Source organism: Prolixibacter sp. SD074, from assembly GCF_009617895.1.
In the GTDB taxonomy this organism is placed as follows: domain Bacteria; phylum Bacteroidota; class Bacteroidia; order Bacteroidales; family Prolixibacteraceae; genus Prolixibacter.
In genome coordinates, this window is sequence record NZ_BLAW01000001.1 from 3274496 (window position 1) to 3295120 (window position 20625).

The 20625-nt window shown below is 47.9% G+C and carries 10 protein-coding genes, 2 tRNA genes and 3 rRNA genes; 6 read left to right on the forward strand and 9 right to left on the reverse strand.

Features of this window, described 5'->3' with window-relative positions; translation table 11 throughout:
• Nucleotides 1-28 precede the first annotated feature (28 nt).
• The 4 genes from GJU82_RS14055 to GJU82_RS14075 all read left to right on the forward strand — a co-directional run bounded on the left by GJU82_RS14055 (nt 29) and on the right by GJU82_RS14075 (nt 7724).
• On the forward strand, nt 29-2239 hold the full coding sequence (locus tag GJU82_RS14055; RefSeq protein ID WP_153632729.1) for a GH92 family glycosyl hydrolase: 2211 nt from the start codon (nt 29-31) through the stop codon (nt 2237-2239).
• A 248-nt stretch (nt 2240-2487) separates the two neighbouring features.
• The gene (locus GJU82_RS14060; RefSeq protein ID WP_153632730.1) at nt 2488-3603 is read left to right on the forward strand and encodes an IS1380 family transposase; all 1116 of its coding nucleotides are present in this window, start codon (nt 2488-2490) and stop codon (nt 3601-3603) included.
• A gap of 496 nt (nt 3604-4099) precedes the next feature.
• On the forward strand, nt 4100-4732 hold the full coding sequence (locus GJU82_RS14070; protein WP_194831064.1) for a hypothetical protein: 633 nt from the start codon (nt 4100-4102) through the stop codon (nt 4730-4732).
• Between the two features lie 211 nt (nt 4733-4943).
• Nucleotides 4944-7724 carry a glycoside hydrolase family 2 TIM barrel-domain containing protein gene (locus GJU82_RS14075; RefSeq protein ID WP_153632732.1) on the forward strand — a complete coding sequence of 927 codons (2781 nt, stop codon included), beginning with the start codon at nt 4944-4946 and terminating at the stop codon, nt 7722-7724.
• Between the two features lie 427 nt (nt 7725-8151).
• Here GJU82_RS14075 and rrf read toward each other — a convergent pair.
• The 7 genes from rrf to GJU82_RS14110 form a co-directional block, all read right to left on the reverse strand.
• Nucleotides 8152-8262, reverse strand: a 5S ribosomal RNA gene (gene rrf / locus GJU82_RS14080).
• Nucleotides 8263-8481: 219 nt separating this feature from the next.
• A 23S ribosomal RNA gene (locus GJU82_RS14085) occupies nt 8482-11378 on the reverse strand.
• Nucleotides 11379-11593: 215 nt separating this feature from the next.
• Nucleotides 11594-11667, reverse strand: a tRNA-Ala gene (locus tag GJU82_RS14090).
• A gap of 79 nt (nt 11668-11746) precedes the next feature.
• Nucleotides 11747-11823 (reverse strand) — tRNA-Ile (locus tag GJU82_RS14095).
• A 239-nt stretch (nt 11824-12062) separates the two neighbouring features.
• A 16S ribosomal RNA gene (locus GJU82_RS14100) occupies nt 12063-13582 on the reverse strand.
• Together the 16S, 23S and 5S rRNA genes with 2 tRNA genes alongside form the textbook arrangement of a ribosomal RNA operon.
• A 1090-nt stretch (nt 13583-14672) precedes the next feature.
• Complete coding sequence (locus GJU82_RS14105; protein WP_153632733.1) at nt 14673-14912, reverse strand: hypothetical protein; 240 nt, start codon at nt 14910-14912, stop codon at nt 14673-14675.
• 502 nt (nt 14913-15414) lie between these two features.
• On the reverse strand, nt 15415-16542 hold the full coding sequence (locus GJU82_RS14110; protein WP_153632734.1) for a hypothetical protein: 1128 nt from the start codon (nt 16540-16542) through the stop codon (nt 15415-15417).
• Nucleotides 16543-16804: 262 nt separating this feature from the next.
• Between GJU82_RS14110 and GJU82_RS14115 the strand changes: the two genes are divergently transcribed.
• Nucleotides 16805-17290 carry a glutathione peroxidase gene (locus GJU82_RS14115; protein ID WP_153632735.1) on the forward strand — a complete coding sequence of 162 codons (486 nt, stop codon included), beginning with the start codon at nt 16805-16807 and terminating at the stop codon, nt 17288-17290.
• 3 nt (nt 17291-17293) lie between these two features.
• Here GJU82_RS14115 and lipB read toward each other — a convergent pair whose 3' ends face one another.
• Both lipB and lipA read right to left on the reverse strand, forming a co-directional pair.
• Nucleotides 17294-18004: a lipoyl(octanoyl) transferase LipB gene (gene lipB / locus GJU82_RS14120; RefSeq protein ID WP_255474016.1), complete on the reverse strand. Its 711-nt coding sequence runs from the start codon at nt 18002-18004 to the stop codon at nt 17294-17296.
• A 128-nt stretch (nt 18005-18132) separates the two neighbouring features.
• On the reverse strand, nt 18133-18990 hold the full coding sequence (gene lipA / locus GJU82_RS14125) for a lipoyl synthase (RefSeq protein ID WP_153632737.1): 858 nt from the start codon (nt 18988-18990) through the stop codon (nt 18133-18135).
• Nucleotides 18991-19112: 122 nt separating this feature from the next.
• Between lipA and GJU82_RS14130 the strand changes: the two genes are divergently transcribed.
• The gene (locus GJU82_RS14130; protein ID WP_153632738.1) at nt 19113-20567 is read left to right on the forward strand and encodes an MFS transporter; all 1455 of its coding nucleotides are present in this window, start codon (nt 19113-19115) and stop codon (nt 20565-20567) included.
• Nucleotides 20568-20625 lie beyond the last annotated feature (58 nt).

Here is a 20625-nt window from a genome sequence, read left to right on the forward strand (position 1 = left end):
CTAATTGTAAACAAAACTTTTATAACCAATGAGTCGAAACATTCTTCCTTTCCTTACCGGAATATTGTTGTTGGCAGTTGCCTGCCAACCAACAACGAAAACGGTTCAGAAACCGGAGCTACTGACGGATTTTGTCAATCCGTTTATTGGAACGGCTGGTCACGGACACACCTATCCGGGAGCGGCTTACCCGTTCGGACAGATACAGTTAAGCCCCGATAACGGTGTGTCGGGGTGGGACTGGTGCTCCGGCTACCATTATTCCGACAGCATCATATCCGGATTTTCGCATCTGCACCTGAGCGGAACAGGCATCGGCGACCTGGCCGATATCTCTTTCCTTCCGGTAAACGAGCCTGTAACCTTTAAACCTGATGAAAAAAACATCGATTTTACCAAACGGTATGCGGCCACTTTCTCGCACGACGAAGAGATGGCCTCGCCGGGATATTACGCGGTAACGTTACTCGACCGTGATGTGCGGGCTGAAATGACGGTAACCAAACGCACCGGCTGGCAACGTTACACTTTTCCCGACGAAGGAGGGCACAATATTATATTGAACCTGGGTTTTGCTATCAACTGGGACAAACCCTACGAATCGGCCATCACGGTAGTGGATGATCACACCATCACCGGAAAGCGCTTTTCGCATGGCTGGGCTGCCGATCAACATGTGTTTTTCTCAGCCAAATTCAGCGCGCCCATCATTGCATCGAAGATACTTGATGCGCCTTCTGCCGCTGAGAAAGTTGGTGTATTCACCTTCGGTGAAAACCAGGTGATGCTGAAAGTGGCAGTCTCGTCCGTTTCGGTGGACAATGCCCTGGCAAATCTCGCATCGGCACCGGATAACCGGGATTTCGATGCGGTACATCAGGCCGCCAGTGATGCCTGGGAAAAAGAGTTGGAAAAAATTCGGATCAAGTCGGATAGCCCCGGCCAAAAAACAACTTTCTATACAGCATTGTACCATACCATGGTGGCACCCGCACTCTTTTCGGACAAAAACGGCGATTTTAAAGGCGTCGACGGCAGTACCCTGAAGGCAAAGGGTTATAACCGCTATACAGTGTTCTCGCTATGGGATACCTATCGCGCATTGCATCCGCTGTTTACGGTAATGCATCACGACCGGGTGAACGATATGGTGAAAACCATGCTCGGCCATTACAAACAGACCGGCCTGCTACCCGTTTGGGAACTGGAAGGCAATGAGACCTTCTGTATGGTGGGTAATAGCGGCGTACCCGTTGTGGGAGAAGCCATCCTGAAAAACATAGGCGATTTTGATCGGGAAGAAGCCTACGAAGCGATGAAGAATACCATGATGTTGGATCGCGACGGACTGGATTACTACAAAAAACTAGGTTACATTCCGGCGGATAAAGTAAACGAATCGGTTTCGAAACTGCTCGAATATGCCATCGACGATTACAGCGTGGCATTGGTAGCAAAGAAATTGGGCAAGACCGATGATTACAATTACTTCCTAAAACGCTCGCGGAATTTCAGGAACGTTTTCGATCCGAAAACCGGTTTCTTCCGGGGAAAGAACCTCGACGGAAGCTGGACGGGCGATTTCGATCCGGCTTATTCCAAACACCGCCTGAGCGATTACACCGAAGGAAATGCATGGCAGTATTTATGGGAAGTTCCGCAGGATGTTCCCGGGTTGATTGATTTGCTCGGTGGTAAAGATGCCTTCGCCAATAAGCTCGACACCTTGTTTGCTTTGAAGCAGGGGGTAAAAGGCGCCGAAGCTTCGCCGGACATTTCCGGCCTGATTGGTGGTTATGCACAAGGGAACGAACCCGGCCACCATATTACCTACCTGTTCAACTATGCCGGTCGTCCCTGGCGCACGCAGGAACTGAACCGTCAGGTTCAAACCGAGATGTACTACAATGCGCCCGACGGCCTTTGCGGAAACGAGGACTGCGGCCAGATGTCGGCCTGGTACGTTTTCAGTGCCATGGGATTCTACCCGGTCAGTCCGTCTGATCAGCAGTACCAGTTAGGTTCGCCCATTGTGCAGGAAGCGCAGATTACGGTGGCTCCCGGCAAGGTTTTCACCATGAAGGCGCCTGATGCTTCGGAGGAGAACCTGTATGTGCAGTCGGTAAAACTGAACGGACAGGAACTACATCGTTCGTACATCACGCAGGATGAAATCATGAACGGCGATACGCTGGTCTTCGATATGGGATCCGAACCGAATAAGCAACTGTTTCAGTAAAGATATTATAAGGGAATTCGTTCCCGGAGCTCAACCCGCCAGGTTTCCAAAACCTGGCGGGTTTCTTTTGAGCGTAAAGGCACCGGGCAGGAAACTATTCAGCCGGAATCTTGTTCTCTATTCTAATTTGGACAAAAGTCTTAACCTACTTAACCCGAATTATTCATCTCGAGTACAATAAAATGGGTGCAAAGTGTTATCTTTAAGTAGATTAAACGAAACAACAACACTTTTAAACGCACCCATTTATGAGCAATAAAGATACCGTTTTTTACCGAGGCAGGACAGCAATAAACATGGATTTTTCAGCAGATGCAGTCAGTTCTGACGGGGCCGTACTACTGCTGGAAAAACTCGAAAGGAAACATCGCATATTGCACTATTTTAGCCAGGTGATTCCCGATTGTCGTGATCCATTTCGTATAGTCCACCCCATTGATAAGCTTTTAAAGCAGCGCGTGTTCACCATGGTACAGGGCTACGAAGATGCCAACGATGTCCAGTACCTGAAAAACGACCCGCTGTTAAAGGACATCCTTGAAGGGGGACTGGCCTCACAGCCCACCATGTCAAGGTTCGAGAACGGTTTTGACAAGCATTCCGTATTTGCTTTGTGCAATGCGTGGGTTGACCGCTATGTACTCACACTGGCGGGCAGGGAACAACTTGTGATCGATATTGACGGCACCGACGACCCCACCCATGGCGAACAGCAACTGTCGATGTTCAATGGCTATTACGGCCAGTTCATGTACAACGAACTGTTTTTCCACGATGGCGACACGGGGCAGATCATCCTCCCGGTACTACGCCCGGGTAACAGCCACTCCAACAAATGGTACGTTGCCATTTTAAAGCGGATATTGAAAAAGATAAGGGCCGCCTATCCCGGACTGAAGATCATTGTGCGGGCCGACAGCGGCTTCAGTTGCCCCGCTTTTTACCAACTGGCCGATGATTTTGGCCTCAAGTTCGCCGTTGGCATCGCCGCAAACGAAACACTGAAGAAAAAAACCGCAAGGGCGGAGAAAGCCGTGCGCCATTTGTTCGTTTCCAACAACACCAAGCACCAACATTTTATAAGCTATACCTATCAAGCAGGCACCTGGCACAAACCACAACAATGCTACTCGAAGATAGAAAGCACGGGAAAGGGGCTGAACGTCAGGCATATTGTCAGCAATATGGAAGAAGCAATAAAGAAAACAGGCTTCGAAGCGGCCAAAAAATGGCAGGTTGATACTATTAGGGCATCATTGTTGAAAATTGGGGCAACAATAAAAACGACAAAGCGAAAGGTGTACTACCGCTTTTCCAAGGCGTTCGTACACCAGGAACTGTTCAGGCAACTGGTCTTTCAATAAAATAAACAGCAGCGAACAACCAAGCAGGGCACAATGATGGGATTGCTATGCCCTGTTGTCAAAAAATGAGAGTTTTGGGACAAGAACAGCCGGACACGGCATCGGTTGTCCCCAATATTTATATCGCCCGACCGGAATTTAGTGTAGTTTTCATCAAGCCCAGCTTTCAAAAATATGAACGCTATAGTTTTATGCACAATTCTCCGGCTGATGAATAATGCGGGCAAAGTTGAGTTTTTGTCGAAAAAAATTCATCCAACCAGGGAGTAGTTGATAAGATGACACTTGGTGAGATCACACTAAATTCACACTCAATGCACTGTATTTCTGCTTTTTAAATATATTAAAACTTAAAACCCTTCAATTTAAGATCATATTCTTTCGCTTTCCCCGTTTCCGATCACGTAGAGTTAAAACAGCAGTAATATATGTTTTACAACATATGCTGTATAACATGTTTATATTTGCAGTGTAAAACCTCTTAATATTAGAAACTATGAAGACAACAAACTTTAAAACAATGATGAGCAAGAATTTAATGGTAGCAAGTTTGAGCGCGTTCTTCCTGGTTATTACAATTGGCCAGGCATTGGCAAGTGGAAAGACTTCAGTTTATACAAAAGATAATTCGGATCTCTCCATTGTTTCGGTCATCAACCCCGGAACAGAACCAATGAGTATCACAATTGAAAATGACTTGGGAAATGTAGTTTATTATAACCAAAGCAATGTTTCGGGAAGCCAGTATTTCAAGGCATTCGATTTCTCGAGACTGGAAGATGGTAACTACAACCTGCGCGTTCGTTCAGGCAACAAAACTTTGGTGCAATCTTTCAACGTAGTTGACGGCCGTGCCAATATGAATGACCAGCTCGCAAATAACAAGGACATTGCTCCTACTTTCAGGTTTAAAAACAATATGCTCAAACTTTCCTACCTAAACCTGAGCAAGGACAACGTTGAAGTTTATCTTTATGACAATGACAACAACCTGGTTCACCAGGAAAACCTGGGTAAAGACGTAAGCCTTGGCCGCATCTTCGATTTCGAAGCAGCAAAACCAGGTCAATATCAGGTTGTTTTAACCGTTGGCGATAAAAACAATTACACCTACACGGTGAATAAATAAATTTTTGCTCCATCAAAAAACCAAGCGTCCTTTAGAAGGGCGCTTTTTTTTTGTCCTTTTTTCTCTCTGCCCTTTGCCTTCTCTCTATTCCTTGATTCACATAATACTGCACGCTAATTGTAATAAATACACTATTTCACTACTTTTGATTGATTCATTTGACACTGAACTGCTGTATACATCCAATAATATTCACTAATTAAAACCAAACATGAAAAGAGAGTTAACACAATTTCTGTTCCTGATTTTGTTTCTATTTGCAGCGCCAGATCTTCAGGCGCAAGACGGTATAGTAAAGCAAACACAAATCACCAATTTCCAACTCCAGTCTTCCGCGGTGATCGACGCTTCCGGCGAAACGTTATCTTCTCCTTCTTACCAGGAAAATGTGTACTGGTTCCCGGTAAAAGTTCCTTCTACGGTACTTACCGGATTGGTGGCCAACAATGTTTACCCCGATCCGTACCAGGGGATGAACAACATGTATATTCCTGATGCTTCCGATAGTTTCAACAAGGAATATAACCTGGAACAGTACAGCTTCCTGCCCAACAATCCCAATCCGTGGAAGAAGCCATACTGGTACCGAACATCATTTAAAGTGCCCGCGAACGATAATGGCCGTCATTTTCAACTTATCTTCAAAGGCATTAACTACCGTGCAGCGGTGTGGCTGAACGGAAAACAGATTGCCGACTCGACCGATATGGCCGGCATGTTTGCCGAATACAGCCTTGATGTCAGTAAAGAAATTAAAGCGGGTGCTGAAAATTACCTGGCTGTGAAGATTTATCCGCTCGATTTCCCAGGCACACCGGCACCTGAACAGTTAAAAGCCATGGGCCCGTTCTTTGCCAATGGTGGTCCAACCGGCGATATCGGTAAAAATGTGACCATGCTTTGCTCGGTCGGATGGGACTGGATGCCGCCAACCCGCGACCGGAATATGGGAATCTGGCAGCCGGTTTATTTGAGAACTTCGGGTGCTGTGACAATCAGTCGTCCACATTTGGTTACAAGGTTGCCTGCTCTCCCCGATACAACAGTCACTGAAATTTCTTTGAAACTGCACCTGGCCAACCACGGTAGTTCGAATGAAAACGGAAAGCTGAATGTTACCATCACACCAGAAAACTTCAGCGGTTCATCCATCGAATTCTCGAAAGAGGTTGCACTGAATGCGAATTCTTCCACGAAAGTGGATCTCAATCCGGAAAACGAAAAGCGTTTACATATCACCAATCCGCATTTGTGGTGGCCCAATGGTCACGGCGCGCCCAACCTCTATCGCATCCGTTTGCAATACCTTGCCGGGAATACCGTTTCCGACGATACTACCTTTGTGTTCGGAATTCGCACAATGAGCACGAAGGCCACCGAAGTGAAAGGCAAATTCCTGCGTCGCGACTTCTATGTGAATGGAAAACGCGTCAACCTGGTCGGTGGCGCCTGGGTTCCTGACATGATGGTCAACCGGGACTCTTTGCGCTATGATAACGAACTTCGGCTCTGCCGGAACGGAAACATCAATCTGGTACGCATTTGGGGAGGCGGCATCACACCACCCGATGAGTTCTTCAACGCGGCCGACCGTTATGGGTTGCTGGTTTGGTCCGATTTCTGGGTAACCGGTGACACCCAGGGCGAATTTAAAGGTTCCCCTGATTGGCCACTCGAAGGCAACGTGTTTATCAAAAACATGACCAGTACCATTCTTCGTATCCGGAACCATCCCAGCCTGTTACTGTGGACCGGCGGAAACGAGGGGCATGCGCGTAAAGAGCTTTATTACGCCATGCGCGATAGTATTATCAAACTCGACGGAACACGTCCTTTTATTCCGAGTTCCTCGGGTTTTGCCAAGTTGCCAGCCGATTGGAAAGCATCGTGGCCCGATAATAAACAGTCAGGTGTTTATAGCGGCGGTCCGTATGCATGGCAGGATCCGAAACAATATTACAACCTGGCCAGCAACGCCAAGGACTGGGTTTTCAAAGACGAAACCGGAATCCCCTCACAACCTCCGTACAATATTCTGCCGAAAATTATTCCAGATTTGGTCTGGGATAAAACCCTGCCGTTCCCGTTGAATAATACCTGGGGCTACCACGATGCAGCTTCCGGTAACGGGAAATATGACCTCTACTATAAGGATATGGTCAAACGTTTCGGCGAACCAAAAACGATGAAAGGATTTTCGGAAAAAATGCAGCTGATGAATGCAATGGGTTACCAGGGAATTTTCGAAGCGGCCGGAAGCAAACTGAGCGACAATGGCGGGGTGATGCTCTGGAAAATCAATGCGGCATTACCGAGTGTCATCTGGCAGGTGTACGACTGGTACCTGATGCCCAATGCAGGCTATTATTTCATGCAAAATGCCGTCGGACCTGTCCATGTACAGTACGATCAGGATAATGCCTCTGTGACCGTTGTAAACCGCTCGTACAAGCGGGAGAATAATCTGGTTGCTGAAGCCGATGTGTACAATATTCATTCGAAACTCATCCACCGCGAATCGAAGAAGGTGAGCATGGATGCTGAGTCCGTCAAAAAAGCTTACTCACTGTCAAAAGTTCTGGCTAAAACCGAGGGTGTTTCGTTCGTTGTTTTACGATTGAAAGATGCAAACGGGAAAGTAATTTCGCACAATTCCTACTGGCTTTCGCCTGATGACGACTTTACCCCGATGAATGAGATGGATGAGGCACAGGTTGAGTTGAAAGTCCTTAATAAAAACAAAGAAGGTTCGCATACACAATGGACTGTTGAATTAACCAATCCGTCAGATAAACTGGCCTTTTTCGTACGTCCAATGTTGATGAACCGTGGAGAGGAAGTTTTACCGAGTCTGTGGTCGTCAAGTTATTTCACATTGAAGCCCGGAGAATCAAGAACGGTAACGGTTAGCACGCCTGTACAGAAACTTGACAAATCCGGTTTCCGGGTGGAAGGCTGGAACATTGAACCGGTGTGCGGTCCGAACAAATAACCGGACACTAAGAACATTAAGCATAGTTATTATGAAGTGCGTTGCCTTCGGGTGATGCACTTCATATTACCTTGCGGAAAAGAATATAGAACCGATATAAGATGAATATAGGACAATTAAGGAGAAGATGTCAAACATCTCCGACATCAAAAGTCGGAAGCACCTGGCCTGACATTTTACTGACCCGTCTTAAAACTTAACACTTAAAACTTTTTCCATTCCGTCAAAAAAAAGGCAGCCATCTGGCCACCTTCACACACACAACACTCCTAGCCTTTCCCGGCATTTACCGGAACTCACTAATCAATCCTTTCAGGGTATACAATATCTTAAATATCACGCCCGTTGTCTTTTGTCTCTCCCCTGGTGCCTTTATCAGGGACCAAAAAAGCCCGGCTCCAATCAAGGAACCGGGCTTTACGTTTAAAATAAGCGGCGACCTACTCTCCCACATCTCTGCAGTACCATCGGCGCTGGCGGGCTTAACTTCTCTGTTCGGTATGGGAAGAGGTGGGGCCCCGTCGCTATAGCCACCTAAACTTTTCAGCTTGCTTTTCAGCTATACAATATCTTTTTGTAAAACAGTGGTAAGTGTTAGGTTTTAGGTTTTAGGTGTGAAGTAGTTATGCTTACTCCCCACTTTTGCCTTTTTACTTCTCGCTTTTGCTTTTGCCTTTTTACTTCTCACTTATTTTACTGACATGAACCCTGGAAGAAAACACTTCATTACAACAAAAACACCAATTTCTAAAACCGGCATGGAAAGTTTCGGGCTATTAGTACCGCTCGGCTTTGACGTCACCGTCTTTACACCTGCGACCTATCAACGTCGTCGTCTCCAACGGCCCTCTAAGGAGACCTCATCTTGAGGCGGGCTTCGCGCTTAGATGCTTTCAGCGCTTATCTCTTCCAGACATAGCTACCCAGCGGTGCCCCTGGCGGAACAACTGGTAAACCAGTGGTCTGTCCAACGCGGTCCTCTCGTACTAACGTCAGGCCCTCTCAAGTCTCCTACGCCCACAACAGATAGGGACCGAACTGTCTCACGACGTTCTGAACCCAGCTCGCGTGCCACTTTAATGGGCGAACAGCCCAACCCTTGGGACCTTCTCCAGCCCCAGGATGTGACGAGCCGACATCGAGGTGCCAAACCGCTCCGTCGATATGAGCTCTTGGGAGCGATCAGCCTGTTATCCCCGGAGTACCTTTTATCCTTTGAGCGATGGCCCTTCCATGCGGAACCACCGGATCACTATGCCCTAGTTTCCTACCTGATCGACTTGTGGGTCTCACAGTCAAGCGCGCTTATACCATTATGCTCTGCTGGCGGTTACCAATCGCCATGAGCGCACCTTTAGAAGCCTCCGTTACTCTTTTGGAGGCGACCACCCCAGTCAAACTACCCACCACACACTGTCTCCCGACGTACGCCGGGATTAGGCCCCAGGCAAGCAAAGGGACGTATTTCAAGGATGGCTCCACGAATCCTGGCGAACCCGCTTCAATGCCTCCGTCCTATCCTACACATCACTTACCCGGAACCAATGTGAAGTTGCAGTAAAGGTTCACGGGGTCTTTCCGTCCCGTTGCGGGTAAGCGGCATCTTCACCGCTACTACAATTTCACCGAGCTCGTGGCCGAGACAGTGCCCAGATCGTTGCACCATTCGTGCAGGTCGGAACTTACCCGACAAGGAATTTCGCTACCTTAGGACCGTTATAGTTACGGCCGCCGTTTACCGGGGCTTCGATTCAATGCTTCTACCCGAAAGTATAACATCCCCTCTTAACCTTCCGGCACCGGGCAGGTGTCAGGCCATATACATCATCTTGCGATTTAGCATAGCCCTGTGTTTTTGATAAACAGTCGCCTGGGCCTTTTCACTGCGGCTGACTTGCGCCAGCGCCCCTTCTCCCGAAGTTACGGGGCCATTTTGCCTAGTTCCTTAGCCACGAATCACTCGAGCGCCTCAGGATTCTCTCCTTGACTACCTGTGTCGGTTTACGGTACGGGTCCTCTTGACCTGTAGCTTAGAGGTTTTTCTCGGAAGCCCTTAGGGCCACTGTCCGGTTGCCCGAAGGCTCCCGGTACTGTCAGGTTTCAGCTCAACTCACGGATTTACCTATGAGTCTCAACACCTACGCCTTTTAACGTACTATTCCGTCAGTACGCGGGCCTTTCATCACTTCGTCACCCCATCGCAGTCAAGAGAAGTATCGGAATATTAACCGATGGTCCATCGGCTTCGCCGTTCGGCTTTGCCTTAGGCCCCGACTAACCCTGATCCGATTAGCGTTGATCAGGAAACCTTAGTCTATCGGCGGGCAGGTTTCCCACCTGCCTTATCGTTACTTATGCCTACATTTGCTTTTCCGGACGCTCCAGCATACCTCGCAGTACACCTTCGGCGCTGACCGGAATGCTCCCCTACCACTGTAAATAATTTTACAATCCATAGCTTCGGTGGTATGTTTGATGCCCGATTATTATCCACGCCCGACCGCTCGACTAGTGAGCTGTTACGCACTCTTTTAATGAATGGCTGCTTCCAAGCCAACATCCTAGCTGTCTATGCAATCAGACTTCGTTAAACCAACTTAACATACACTTGGGGACCTTAGCTGATGGTCCGGGTTCTTTCCCTCTCGGACACGGACCTTAGCACCCGCGCCCTCACTCCTGGTAAGCATCTTGCAGCATTCGGAGTTTGTCTGGAGTTGATAGGCGGTGAAGCCCTCGCATCCAATCAGTAGCTCTACCTCTGCAAGACTCGTAACCAAGGCTGCACCTAAATGCATTTCGGGGAGTACGAGCTATTTCCAAGTTTGATTGGCCTTTCACCCCTACCCACAACTCATCCAAAGACTTTTCAACGTCTCCTGGTTCGGTCCTCCATCCCGTGTTACCGGGACTTCAACCTGGCCATGGGTAGATCACATGGTTTCGCGTCTACCCCCACTGACTATTCCGCCCTGTTCAGGCTCGCTTTCGCTTCGGCTCCGTGGCTGAACCACTTAACCTTGCCAGTGAGGAGTAACTCGTAGGCTCATTATGCAAAAGGCACGCCGTCACCCCGATATGCATCGGGGCTCCGACCGCTTGTAGGCGTACGGTTTCAGGTACTTTTTCACTCCCCTGTCCGGGGTGCTTTTCACCTTTCCCTCACGGTACTGGTCCACTATCGGTCTCTCAGTAGTATTTAGCCTTACCGGATGGTCCCGGCAGTTTCAGACAGGATTTCTCGTGTCCCGCCCTACTCAGGATACTGCTAATTCCGCAAACTTTACATGTACAGGACTTTCACCTCCTTTGGTGTGGCTTTCCAGGACACTTCCATTTCCGTTTACTTCATATAGCGCAGTCCTACAACCCCGTAAGTGCCGAAACACTTGCGGTTTGGGCTGTTCCCCGTTCGATCGCCACTACTTGGGGAATCACTTTTGTTTTCTTTTCCTCCGGGTACTTAGATGTTTCAGTTCCCCGGGTTAGCTTCCTGCATAACAGGATACCATAATTACTTATGGTGGGTTGCCCCATTCGGATATTCGCGGATTAGCGGTTATTTGCACCTCCCCGCGACTTTTCGCAGCTTATCACGTCCTTCGTCGCCCCTGAGAGCCAAGGCATCCCCCGTACGCCCTTCATTACTTTCTCTCGCCTTGTTCGAAGGTTTTATCCTTCGGCGTTTCTCTTGTAACTCTGTTTTTCTTCCAGCATGTCAATGAACTTTACCCTTACTATTGGGCCTGTGGATTACAGGGAATCGAACCCCGCATATTACTTTCAGGCGCCAGCCTAATCCTTCGTGTTCCAAAATGTCTTTAAATGAACTTGTGCCTTCGTGTTTTCCTGGCCTTTTATCTCGCCTGTGGAGAATGTCGGGGTCGAACCGACGGCCTCTTGAATGCAAATCAAGCGCTCTAGCCAACTGAGCTAATCCCCCAGATCCCAATTGAGAATTGAAAATGGATAATTGAAAATTATGGAAGTTTCATTCTCAATTTTCCATTATCAATTGTTCCTGGTAGTCCCGCCCAGACTTGAACTGGGGACCCCTACATTATCAGTGTAGTGCTCTAACCAGCTGAGCTACGGGACTGTCTGCAGATTTGAGAATTGAAAATGGAAATTGATAATGTCCGTTTCCTGCTCTGCCCCTGCCTCTTTCAGGCCCCGTGCATTGAACCGTGAGAACCGTTTTTCATTGAATTCTCAACTTCAATTCTCCCCCGAAGTATCGGGATTCAATTGCTCCTGTGTTTTACAGTATCTTTTAAAAAGGAAGAAGTAAACACCCTTCATTCATTTCCTCTCAGAAACCTCTCGTGCCGGCCCCAGAAAGGAGGTGTTCCAGCCACACCTTCCGGTACGGCTACCTTGTTACGACTTAACCCCAGTCACTTGTTTTACCCTAGGCCGCTCCTTGCGGTTGCAGACTTCAGGTCCCCCAAGCTTCCATGGTTTGACGGGCGGTGTGTACAAGGCCCGGGAACGTATTCACCGCGCCATGGCTGATGCGCGATTACTAGCGAATCCAGCTTCATGGAGTCGGGTTGCAGACTCCAATCCGAACTGAGACCGGCTTTTGGGATTAGCATCATATCACTATGTAGCTGCCCTTTGTACCGACCATTGTAACACGTGTGTAGCCCTGGACATAAGGGCCGTGCTGATTTGACGTCATCCCCACCTTCCTCTCACCTTACGGTGGCAGTCTCGCCAGAGTCCTCAGCTTGACCTGTTAGCAACTGACGATAGGGGTTGCGCTCGTTATGGGACTTAACCCGACACCTCACGGCACGAGCTGACGACAACCATGCAGCACCTTGTAAATTGCCCCGAAGGGAAGTCACTTTTCAGCAACGGTCAATCCACATTTAAGCCCAGGTAAGGTTCCTCGCGTATCATCGAATTAAACCACATGTTCCTCCGCTTGTGCGGGCCCCCGTCAATTCCTTTGAGTTTCAACCTTGCGATCGTACTCCCCAGGTGGATAACTTAATGCTTTCGCTTTGCCGCTGACTGTGTATCGCCAACAGCGAGTTATCATCGTTTACGGCGTGGACTACCAGGGTATCTAATCCTGTTCGCTCCCCACGCTTTCGTGCATCAGCGTCAGTTACGCTTTAGTAAGCTGCCTTCGCAATCGGTGTTCTGAGTAATATCTAAGCATTTCACCGCTACACTACTCATTCCGCCTACCTCAGGCGCACTCAAGCCCCACAGTTTCAATGGCAGTCCTACAGTTGAGCTGCAGCATTTCACCACTGACTTACAGGGCCGCCTACGCACCCTTTAAACCCAATGAATCCGGATAACGCTTGCACCCTCCGTATTACCGCGGCTGCTGGCACGGAGTTAGCCGGTGCTTATTCCTGCACTACCGTCATAACGCTACACGTAGCGCCTATTCTTGGTGCAGAAAAGCAGTTTACAACCCGTAGGGCCGTCTTCCTGCACGCGGGATGGCTGGTTCAGGCCCTCGCCCATTGACCAATATTCCTCACTGCTGCCTCCCGTAGGAGTCTGGGCCGTGTCTCAGTCCCAGTGTGGGGGATCATCCTCTCAGAACCCCTAGGCATCGTCGCCTTGGTAAGCCGTTACCTTACCAACTAGCTAATGCCACGCATGCCCATCCTGTACCGCCGAAGCTTTATTTTATAAGCCATGCGACTTCCAAAAACTATGGGGTATTAATCCGGATTTCTCCGGGCTATCCCCCTGTACAGGGCAGGTTGCATACGCGTTACTCACCCGTGCGCCACTCGTGTGCCCCCGAAAGGGCCTTACCGTTCGACTTGCATGTGTTAAGCCTCCCGCTAGCGTTCATCCTGAGCCAGGATCAAACTCTTCGTTGTAATTAAAAAGTTTAAATGTCTATTTGCCTGGCACGATTGGTTTTCCTCTAAAAGAAAATTGAACTCCTGGTGCTTATCTTCTTTCCTTTTCAATATTTTCAATGAACTTGTATCTCTTCCCTTGACTTTCGCCCCTTACTGCCCAACCCTCAGTTGCCGTCGGACGGGCCGAAAAAAAGCGTTGCAAAGATAGGTAATCTTTTGCGTTAACTCCAAATCTTTTTTTGCCTTTTTTCTTTAGGCTTCTGTACCGGAAATTAACACCCGCTTTTCGCTAAAAACGTGGCCGCAAAGATAAACCCTTTTTTCCCGGCTTTCCAAATACTTCTCAAGATTTTTTTTCGGCGGATTCCGGCCCTGCTAAACCGGACTATTCCGGCTCACTGCTTCCCCTTTTCACTACCGGCTGAACGCTGCCCCCCTTTCGGAAAGCGGGTGCAAAGAAAGCGTATTTTTTCCTATTACTCCAAACCTTTTTCCTTTCTTTTTTCACCTGAATATTCAACTGCCTGACGGACTGATCGAAAATTTTGAAATCTTTCGGGATATTTCTCTTCGGCCTGAAGGGCCAAATTATTTCAGCCCAATGGCAACGCCTTGGGAATATAAGGCCTCCTCAATGCAGACTCCTCGATGCAGACGCGGCCACGCGGTAGTTTGAATTGGAACCGGTGGTTGTTTCGACCGCCAGGGCGATGGGGCAAATAGAAGCTGTTTTTAATCGACGTTTGCCCGTGCGGCGCAGGAACGTTTCTGTTTCAATGATGGCAGGAATGTGCGCCTTGGGTTCATCGCCGTTATCTTATCCCGGGGTGGCGTCATCCCGACATACGTCGGCGATGCCTTGCCCCGGGCTGTGAACTTTCAGCCCTTCAGGCTGACAATGACAAAAACGTTTTTAACGAAAGAAACGATAGGAACCACAACAACAGCGAAGCGTAACATTGTCCTTATATTAATCAATGCGCAAAGGGTAAGCTACTGGTCGTGTTTAACGACAAATAAATTTGAAACTTTAAAACAAATAGCCCCGAGACACTATGCTTGTAGTATGATGCGCTTTTACTAAAAAACATATGTCCAATGAGTATTATTTTGTATCCCTGTTTTTTATATAATGCTCTGCTTTTCCCCACCATTTTCCGGCTTTCCGGAATACTTTTATTGTTGCTTTTTCAATCGATTTATCGGCTTTCCGGTACGTTTCGCTCTCATGTATTTTATCTCCGGTATCATCAATAAACTCTTCCGCTTTATCGATCCATTGCCCTGCTTTATCCTGAAAATTTTTCTTTTTCTTTCCAGGTTCCAAATTTTTGTCCTTTTCCATCGTTTGTTTTTTTTTGAATAAATTTTTCTGCACCTCGCTACCGGAACATTGTCTTTGCCCTTTATTTCGGTTGGTTTTAATGGTCCCGCATCGGGGCACTCAAATCTTGCCAGCAACTCCTTATAGAGTCGTTGTTGTTCCAGGCTCCTTCCAGCTCACCGGTCGATCTTACATCGTTTATTTTTACGAAATATTTCATTCAACTTGCTTTTTTGGCCTCTACTCTACTTAACTCCCGGCTTGAATAATTGTTTCTCTATTCCGGGATGCGGCCTCACCTGACAGCATCAGAAAATGCGTCTTCAGGGAAGGCTAACAGAAACGGCGAAGCGTAACCGGAAACCTTCATACTCGCTTTGCCCCTCCCAACCTCCCCAGCCGGGGGAGGGGTCCGGGCGCGAACGGCGGGGCGTTGAACAATGGGCCGGGTGCTGGGGGAACGAAAACCCGGGGTGGCCACGGCCACGCAAGTACGCTAAAGGCCGCAGACCGTGAAGCCGCCCTAAGCTAAATTTTTACGATAACAGCGTTTGCGCTTGTGCTGGATATGGTCGAAATTTTTCCAGTTTTGGATGGCTTTGTGGTTGGTTTCGAGCATGCCGGTGGTTTCGAGGTGCTGCACGCCGCTGCCAATGAGCTCCTGTAACAATTCGGAGAAGAGCAGTGAGACCATGCCCTTCCCCTGCCAGTCGGGGTGAACACCTGTAAGCAACAAATCGCACCCGGTCGGATTTTTCAGGGCTTTGCGGATGTGGTAAAAACCGAAGGGGAAAATCTTGCCGTTGGCTTTTTGCAAAGCTTTGGAGAGCGATGGTAACGCGATAATGAACCCGGCGATGTTGCCTTCACCATCTTTAATCATTTTCACAAATTTCGGGTTAAGCAGCGGGATGTATTTATTCAGATAATAACTACTGGTTTCCTGGTTTAATTCGACCACACTGAAGAGATCGCGAAAAGCGGAGTTTAAAATTTCGAAAACCCGCTGGCCACATTCGTGGAGCTCTTTCCTCGATGTGAAATTGATGACTTTGAGGCCGTAGCGACGCTTCACCATGTCGTTGATGCGAACCGCTTTTTCGGGCAGCGTAAAACCGGCCAACGAAAGCCTAAACTCAATCCAGTCCATCTCCTTGCTGTAACCCATCCGTTCCATGTGCTCCTGGTAATAGGGTAAATGATATTCGGAAACCACTGATGGAATATGGTCGAACCCTTCGACGAGCATGCCCTGGTGATCGAGATTGGAAAAACCAAGCGGCCCATGAATGCCGTTCGCACCTTGTTCTTTCGCCCATTGTTCGGCTTTCGCGAAAAGTCCATCGACCACTTCGGCATTATCGACAAACTCGGCGCGGGAAAAACGAACCATCTTCTCCCCGGTTTTTTCGTTGTGCTTGTGATGAATGATTCCGGCAAGCCTTCCCACACATTTGCCGTCTTTACGGGCCAGCCACAAGATTGTATCGCAATCGCGCATAGCCGGGTTCTTCTGTGGCAACAAAGCATTTCGCTCCCCGCTTTTGACGGGAGGGACCCAATAAGGACTATCACGATACAGATCAAAAGGAAGTTCAACAAATTCTTTCAATTCGTTAGTTGTCCTGACTTCGACCACTTCAATTGCCATTATGCGTATTCTGTTTCGGTTTGAAGATTTCAAAGATGCTCATTTTTCATCCTGGAATCAATTCGATGTCCGGTTTTAAAAATATCCTGTTTTGAACTAAAAACCCATATACACCTCGCAGTCAACTGCATATTAAAGCATTGTCAGCAAGAGATAATAATTTATCTGTTCTATTTCTGAATAAGCCATTTACCCTAACAAACAGGCAATTGAACTTTGATGGCCCTACTGCGTTTTTGAATTCACAGAAAAATGTGACGCGATGAATGATATCTACAGCTTTGAAGCCGAAACACTGGAAAGGGAGAAAGTAACACTTGACGCTTACCGCGGGAAAGTGGTGTTGATTGTGAACACGGCCAGCAAGTGCGGCTTTACCCCTCAATACGAGGGACTGGAAAAAATTTACGGGCAATATAAAGATGATGGCCTGGTCATCCTCGGTTTTCCTTGCAACCAATTTGCCAACCAGGAGCCCGGGGGCAAAGAGAGTATTGAACAGACGTGCCGGGTAAATTACGGCGTTACCTTCCCGATGTTTTCCAAGATTGAGGTGAACGGGACGAACGCCCATCCTTTATACGAATTCCTGAAAAAAGAAAAACCCGGTTTCCCCGGAAGACGAATCAAATGGAACTTCACCAAATTCCTGGTCGACCGGAACGGAAAACCGGTGAAACGTTTCGCCCCTCACTTTCAGCCGAAAAAACTGGGTAAATATATCGAGCCGTTATTGAACGCCAAATAATTCTCACACTAATTCGGCACCAAACACCTCGGCAAATTTCTGCCGGGCGAGCGCTTTAATGGCTTCGAAATCCTGCTCTTGGCCCAGTTCTTTTTGCAGTGAAGTCACTCCCTTGTCGACAAATCCACACGGATTAATGTACTGAAAATAATCGAGGTTGGTATTCACATTGAAGGCGAACCCGTGCATGGTGACGTGGCGTGAGCTCTTCACCCCGATGGCGCAAATTTTCCGCTCAGTAGGTTTGCCCACATCCAGCCAGACTCCGGTGGCGCTTTCGTCGCGCGAACCTTCCAGTCCAAATTCAGCAATGGTTTTGATGATGGTTTCTTCCAGGTTATAGATATACTGACGCAAACCGATATCGAAATTCTCCAGGTCGATGATGGGATAGCCCACAATTTGCCCGGGACCATGATAGGTAATATCGCCGCCGCGGTTCGTACGGAAGAATGCGGCATCCTTTGCCTGTAGCTGGATATAATTAAGCAGTAGATTGTGTTCGTCGCCGCTTTTCCCCAGCGTGTACACATGGGGATGTTCGACAAAAATCAAATAATTAGGGGTTTCCTTCCGGGAAGAGGGCCCTGCATTTTTATTATCCAGTTTCATCCGGATGGTTTCCCCCATCAACTCCTCCTGACGATCCCAGGTATGTTTATATTCGGCTACACCGAAATCGAGATACTGAACTTTATGATTCATTTTGGTTATACTCCTAAATTCGGGCCAATAAAATTCTCCCCTCCAACCTCCCTGAAGGGGAGGCTTAAGCCCCCTTCAGGGATTTAGGGGTAATAATCCGGTCAAATAATAAGCGACCTATTGTACGGTAAAATTAATTAATTCACCCGGGGCCTGATATGACGTTCGGCATGATATGATGAACGAACGAGCGGTCCGCTCTCCACAATCCGGAAGCCGCGGCGCAATCCTTCTTCTTTCAACGCACGGAATTTATCAGGATGAACGTATTCCTCTACCGGAAGATGGATTTTGGTAGGCTGCAGGTACTGTCCCATGGTGAGGATTTCGCAGCCATTGGCCACCAGGTCATCCATTGCTTTATAAATCTCATCAAGGGTTTCGCCCAGGCCGAGCATTAATCCGGATTTGGAAACCGTTCCCGATTCGGAAATCGTCTTAATCACTTTCAGGCTGATATTATATTCCGCCTTACTCCGCACCTGCGGAGTCAAACGCTCGATGGTTTCGAGGTTATGCGAAATGATATCGGGCTTCGCATCGATGATTTGTTTCACCAGTTCCGGCTTTCCATCAAAATCAGGAATCAGTACTTCCATGGTGGTATCCGGATTCACTTCCTTAATCTTGTTGATGGTTTCCACCCAGTGAGCGGCACCTCCATCCGGCAGGTCATCACGGTCAACCGAGGTAATCACGGCGTGTTTTAGATTCATCAACTTCACCGAACGGGCCACATTGGCGGGCTCATTCGGGTCCAGGGGTTTCGGGCGACCGGTTTTGGTGGCGCAAAACTTACACGAACGGGTGCATATTTCCCCCAGAATCATGAAGGTAGCGGTTCCGGCTCCCCAGCACTCCCCCATGTTCGGGCACTGTCCGCTGGTACAAATGGTATGTAGATGGTGATCACGAACGACACCTTTTACGTGACGGTAATTCGTCCCAATCGGCACCTTAATCTTCAGCCAATCGGGCTTTCTTCTAGTCTCCATAGCGAATTTACTTTTTTAAAAGTTGCGCAAGATAAGCATTTTACAACAAAGCACCTTTTCGTACTTATCTGGCATATTTTTATAATTTTGGCTCCATTGTTCTCTCAAAAAATACAAAACAAATGAAGGCACTTCAGGTTTTTAAAAAATTTCCACGCACATTTTGGGTTGCGAACTCGATGGAGTTATTTGAGCGTTGGGCGTGGTATGGTTTCTATATAATGTTTGCACTTTACCTTACCAAATCTACGGATGAAGGAGCATTAGGATTCACCCAGGTCCAGAAAGGTTGGATCATGGGGGTCGGGACAGCCATATTGTATTTCCTCCCGGTTATTACCGGGGCCATTTCCGATAAAATTGGTTACAAAAAGACCTTGTATATTGCATATACGGTCTATACGACCGCATTCCTGGCTATGCCATTCTTCCACTCTTTTATTTCCGTATTTGCTATTTTCCTGTATCTCGCACTTGGCGCCGCCCTGTTCAAACCCATTGTTTCGGCAACTGTAGCAAAAACTACCGACAAAACCACTTCCTCCATTGGTTTTGGTATTTTTTACATGATGGTGAATATCGGGGCTTTTGTTGGTCCGTTTGTCACTGGTCACTTCAGGGAAATTTCCTGGGATTATGTATTCGTCTCCTCGGCACTGGTTATCGCCTTCAATTTTGTTTTGCTGACCTTCTTCTACAAAGAGCCCCGGCACGACGATGAACCTGAAAAAGTAAAAGAACCTCTTGGGAAAAATATCGTTGGAGCATTTAAAAATATCGGCGTGGCACTGAGCGACGTCAAATTCGTCATCTTCCTTATCATTATTGCCGGGTTCTGGACCATGTATAACCAGTTGTTCTTCACGCTACCGGTATTCATCGATCAGTGGGTCGACACCACCCCTGTTTATGATTTTCTGGCCAACGTATGGCCTTGGCTGGCACAAAAACTTGGGACCGAACAGGGAACTATTCCGGCTGAATATTTGGTTAATGTGGATGCAGGCTCCATTATTCTGTTCCAGATTATTATCTCTGCTATCGTGATGCGACTGCGTCCGCTGAATGCCATGATAACCGGAATCTTCGTGGCTTCGATTGGTATCGGTTTGTCGATGATGACCCATAGCGGAATGTTTGTGGTCCTTGCCCTTTTCATATTTTCCATTGGCGAAATGTCGAGCTCACCAAAAATTACCGAATACATCGGACATATTGCCCCGCCCGACAAAACAGCACTATACATGGGCACCTCGTTTCTACCGGTAGCCGCCGGAAACTTTTTCGCCGGTATCATTTCCGGCAACGTTTACCAACAAATGTCCGATAAAGTGCAATTGGCCAGGAACGAGATGGTCGCCCGGGGCATTCATCTACCGGCCATCAGTCATAAGTTTACCCAAAACGATTTTCTGGAAGCTGCAGCCCACAAACTGAATATGAACATGCACGAATTCCAGATGTTCCTTTGGGACAAATATCATCCATCTCATATTTGGATGGTGATATTCGGAATCGGATTAGGCGCAACGATTCTGCTGTTCCTTTATGATCGGATCATACTGAAAAAACAATAACCCTGCGATATAAAACGAATTTAACCGGAACATTGGAATTTTCCTTTCCTGTTCCGGG

Coding starts and splice junctions, on each gene's coding strand:
- GJU82_RS14055 (WP_153632729.1), top strand. CDS start 29: ATGAGTCGAAACATTCTTCCTTTCCTTACCGGAATATTGTTGTTGGCA.
- GJU82_RS14060 (WP_153632730.1), top strand. CDS start 2,488: ATGAGCAATAAAGATACCGTTTTTTACCGAGGCAGGACAGCAATAAAC.
- GJU82_RS14070 (WP_194831064.1), top strand. CDS start 4,100: ATGAAGACAACAAACTTTAAAACAATGATGAGCAAGAATTTAATGGTA.
- GJU82_RS14075 (WP_153632732.1), top strand. CDS start 4,944: ATGAAAAGAGAGTTAACACAATTTCTGTTCCTGATTTTGTTTCTATTT.
- GJU82_RS14105 (WP_153632733.1), bottom strand. CDS start 14,912: ATGGAAAAGGACAAAAATTTGGAACCTGGAAAGAAAAAGAAAAATTTT.
- GJU82_RS14110 (WP_153632734.1), bottom strand. CDS start 16,542: ATGGCAATTGAAGTGGTCGAAGTCAGGACAACTAACGAATTGAAAGAA.
- GJU82_RS14115 (WP_153632735.1), top strand. CDS start 16,805: ATGAATGATATCTACAGCTTTGAAGCCGAAACACTGGAAAGGGAGAAA.
- lipA (WP_153632737.1), bottom strand. CDS start 18,990: ATGGAGACTAGAAGAAAGCCCGATTGGCTGAAGATTAAGGTGCCGATT.
- GJU82_RS14130 (WP_153632738.1), top strand. CDS start 19,113: ATGAAGGCACTTCAGGTTTTTAAAAAATTTCCACGCACATTTTGGGTT.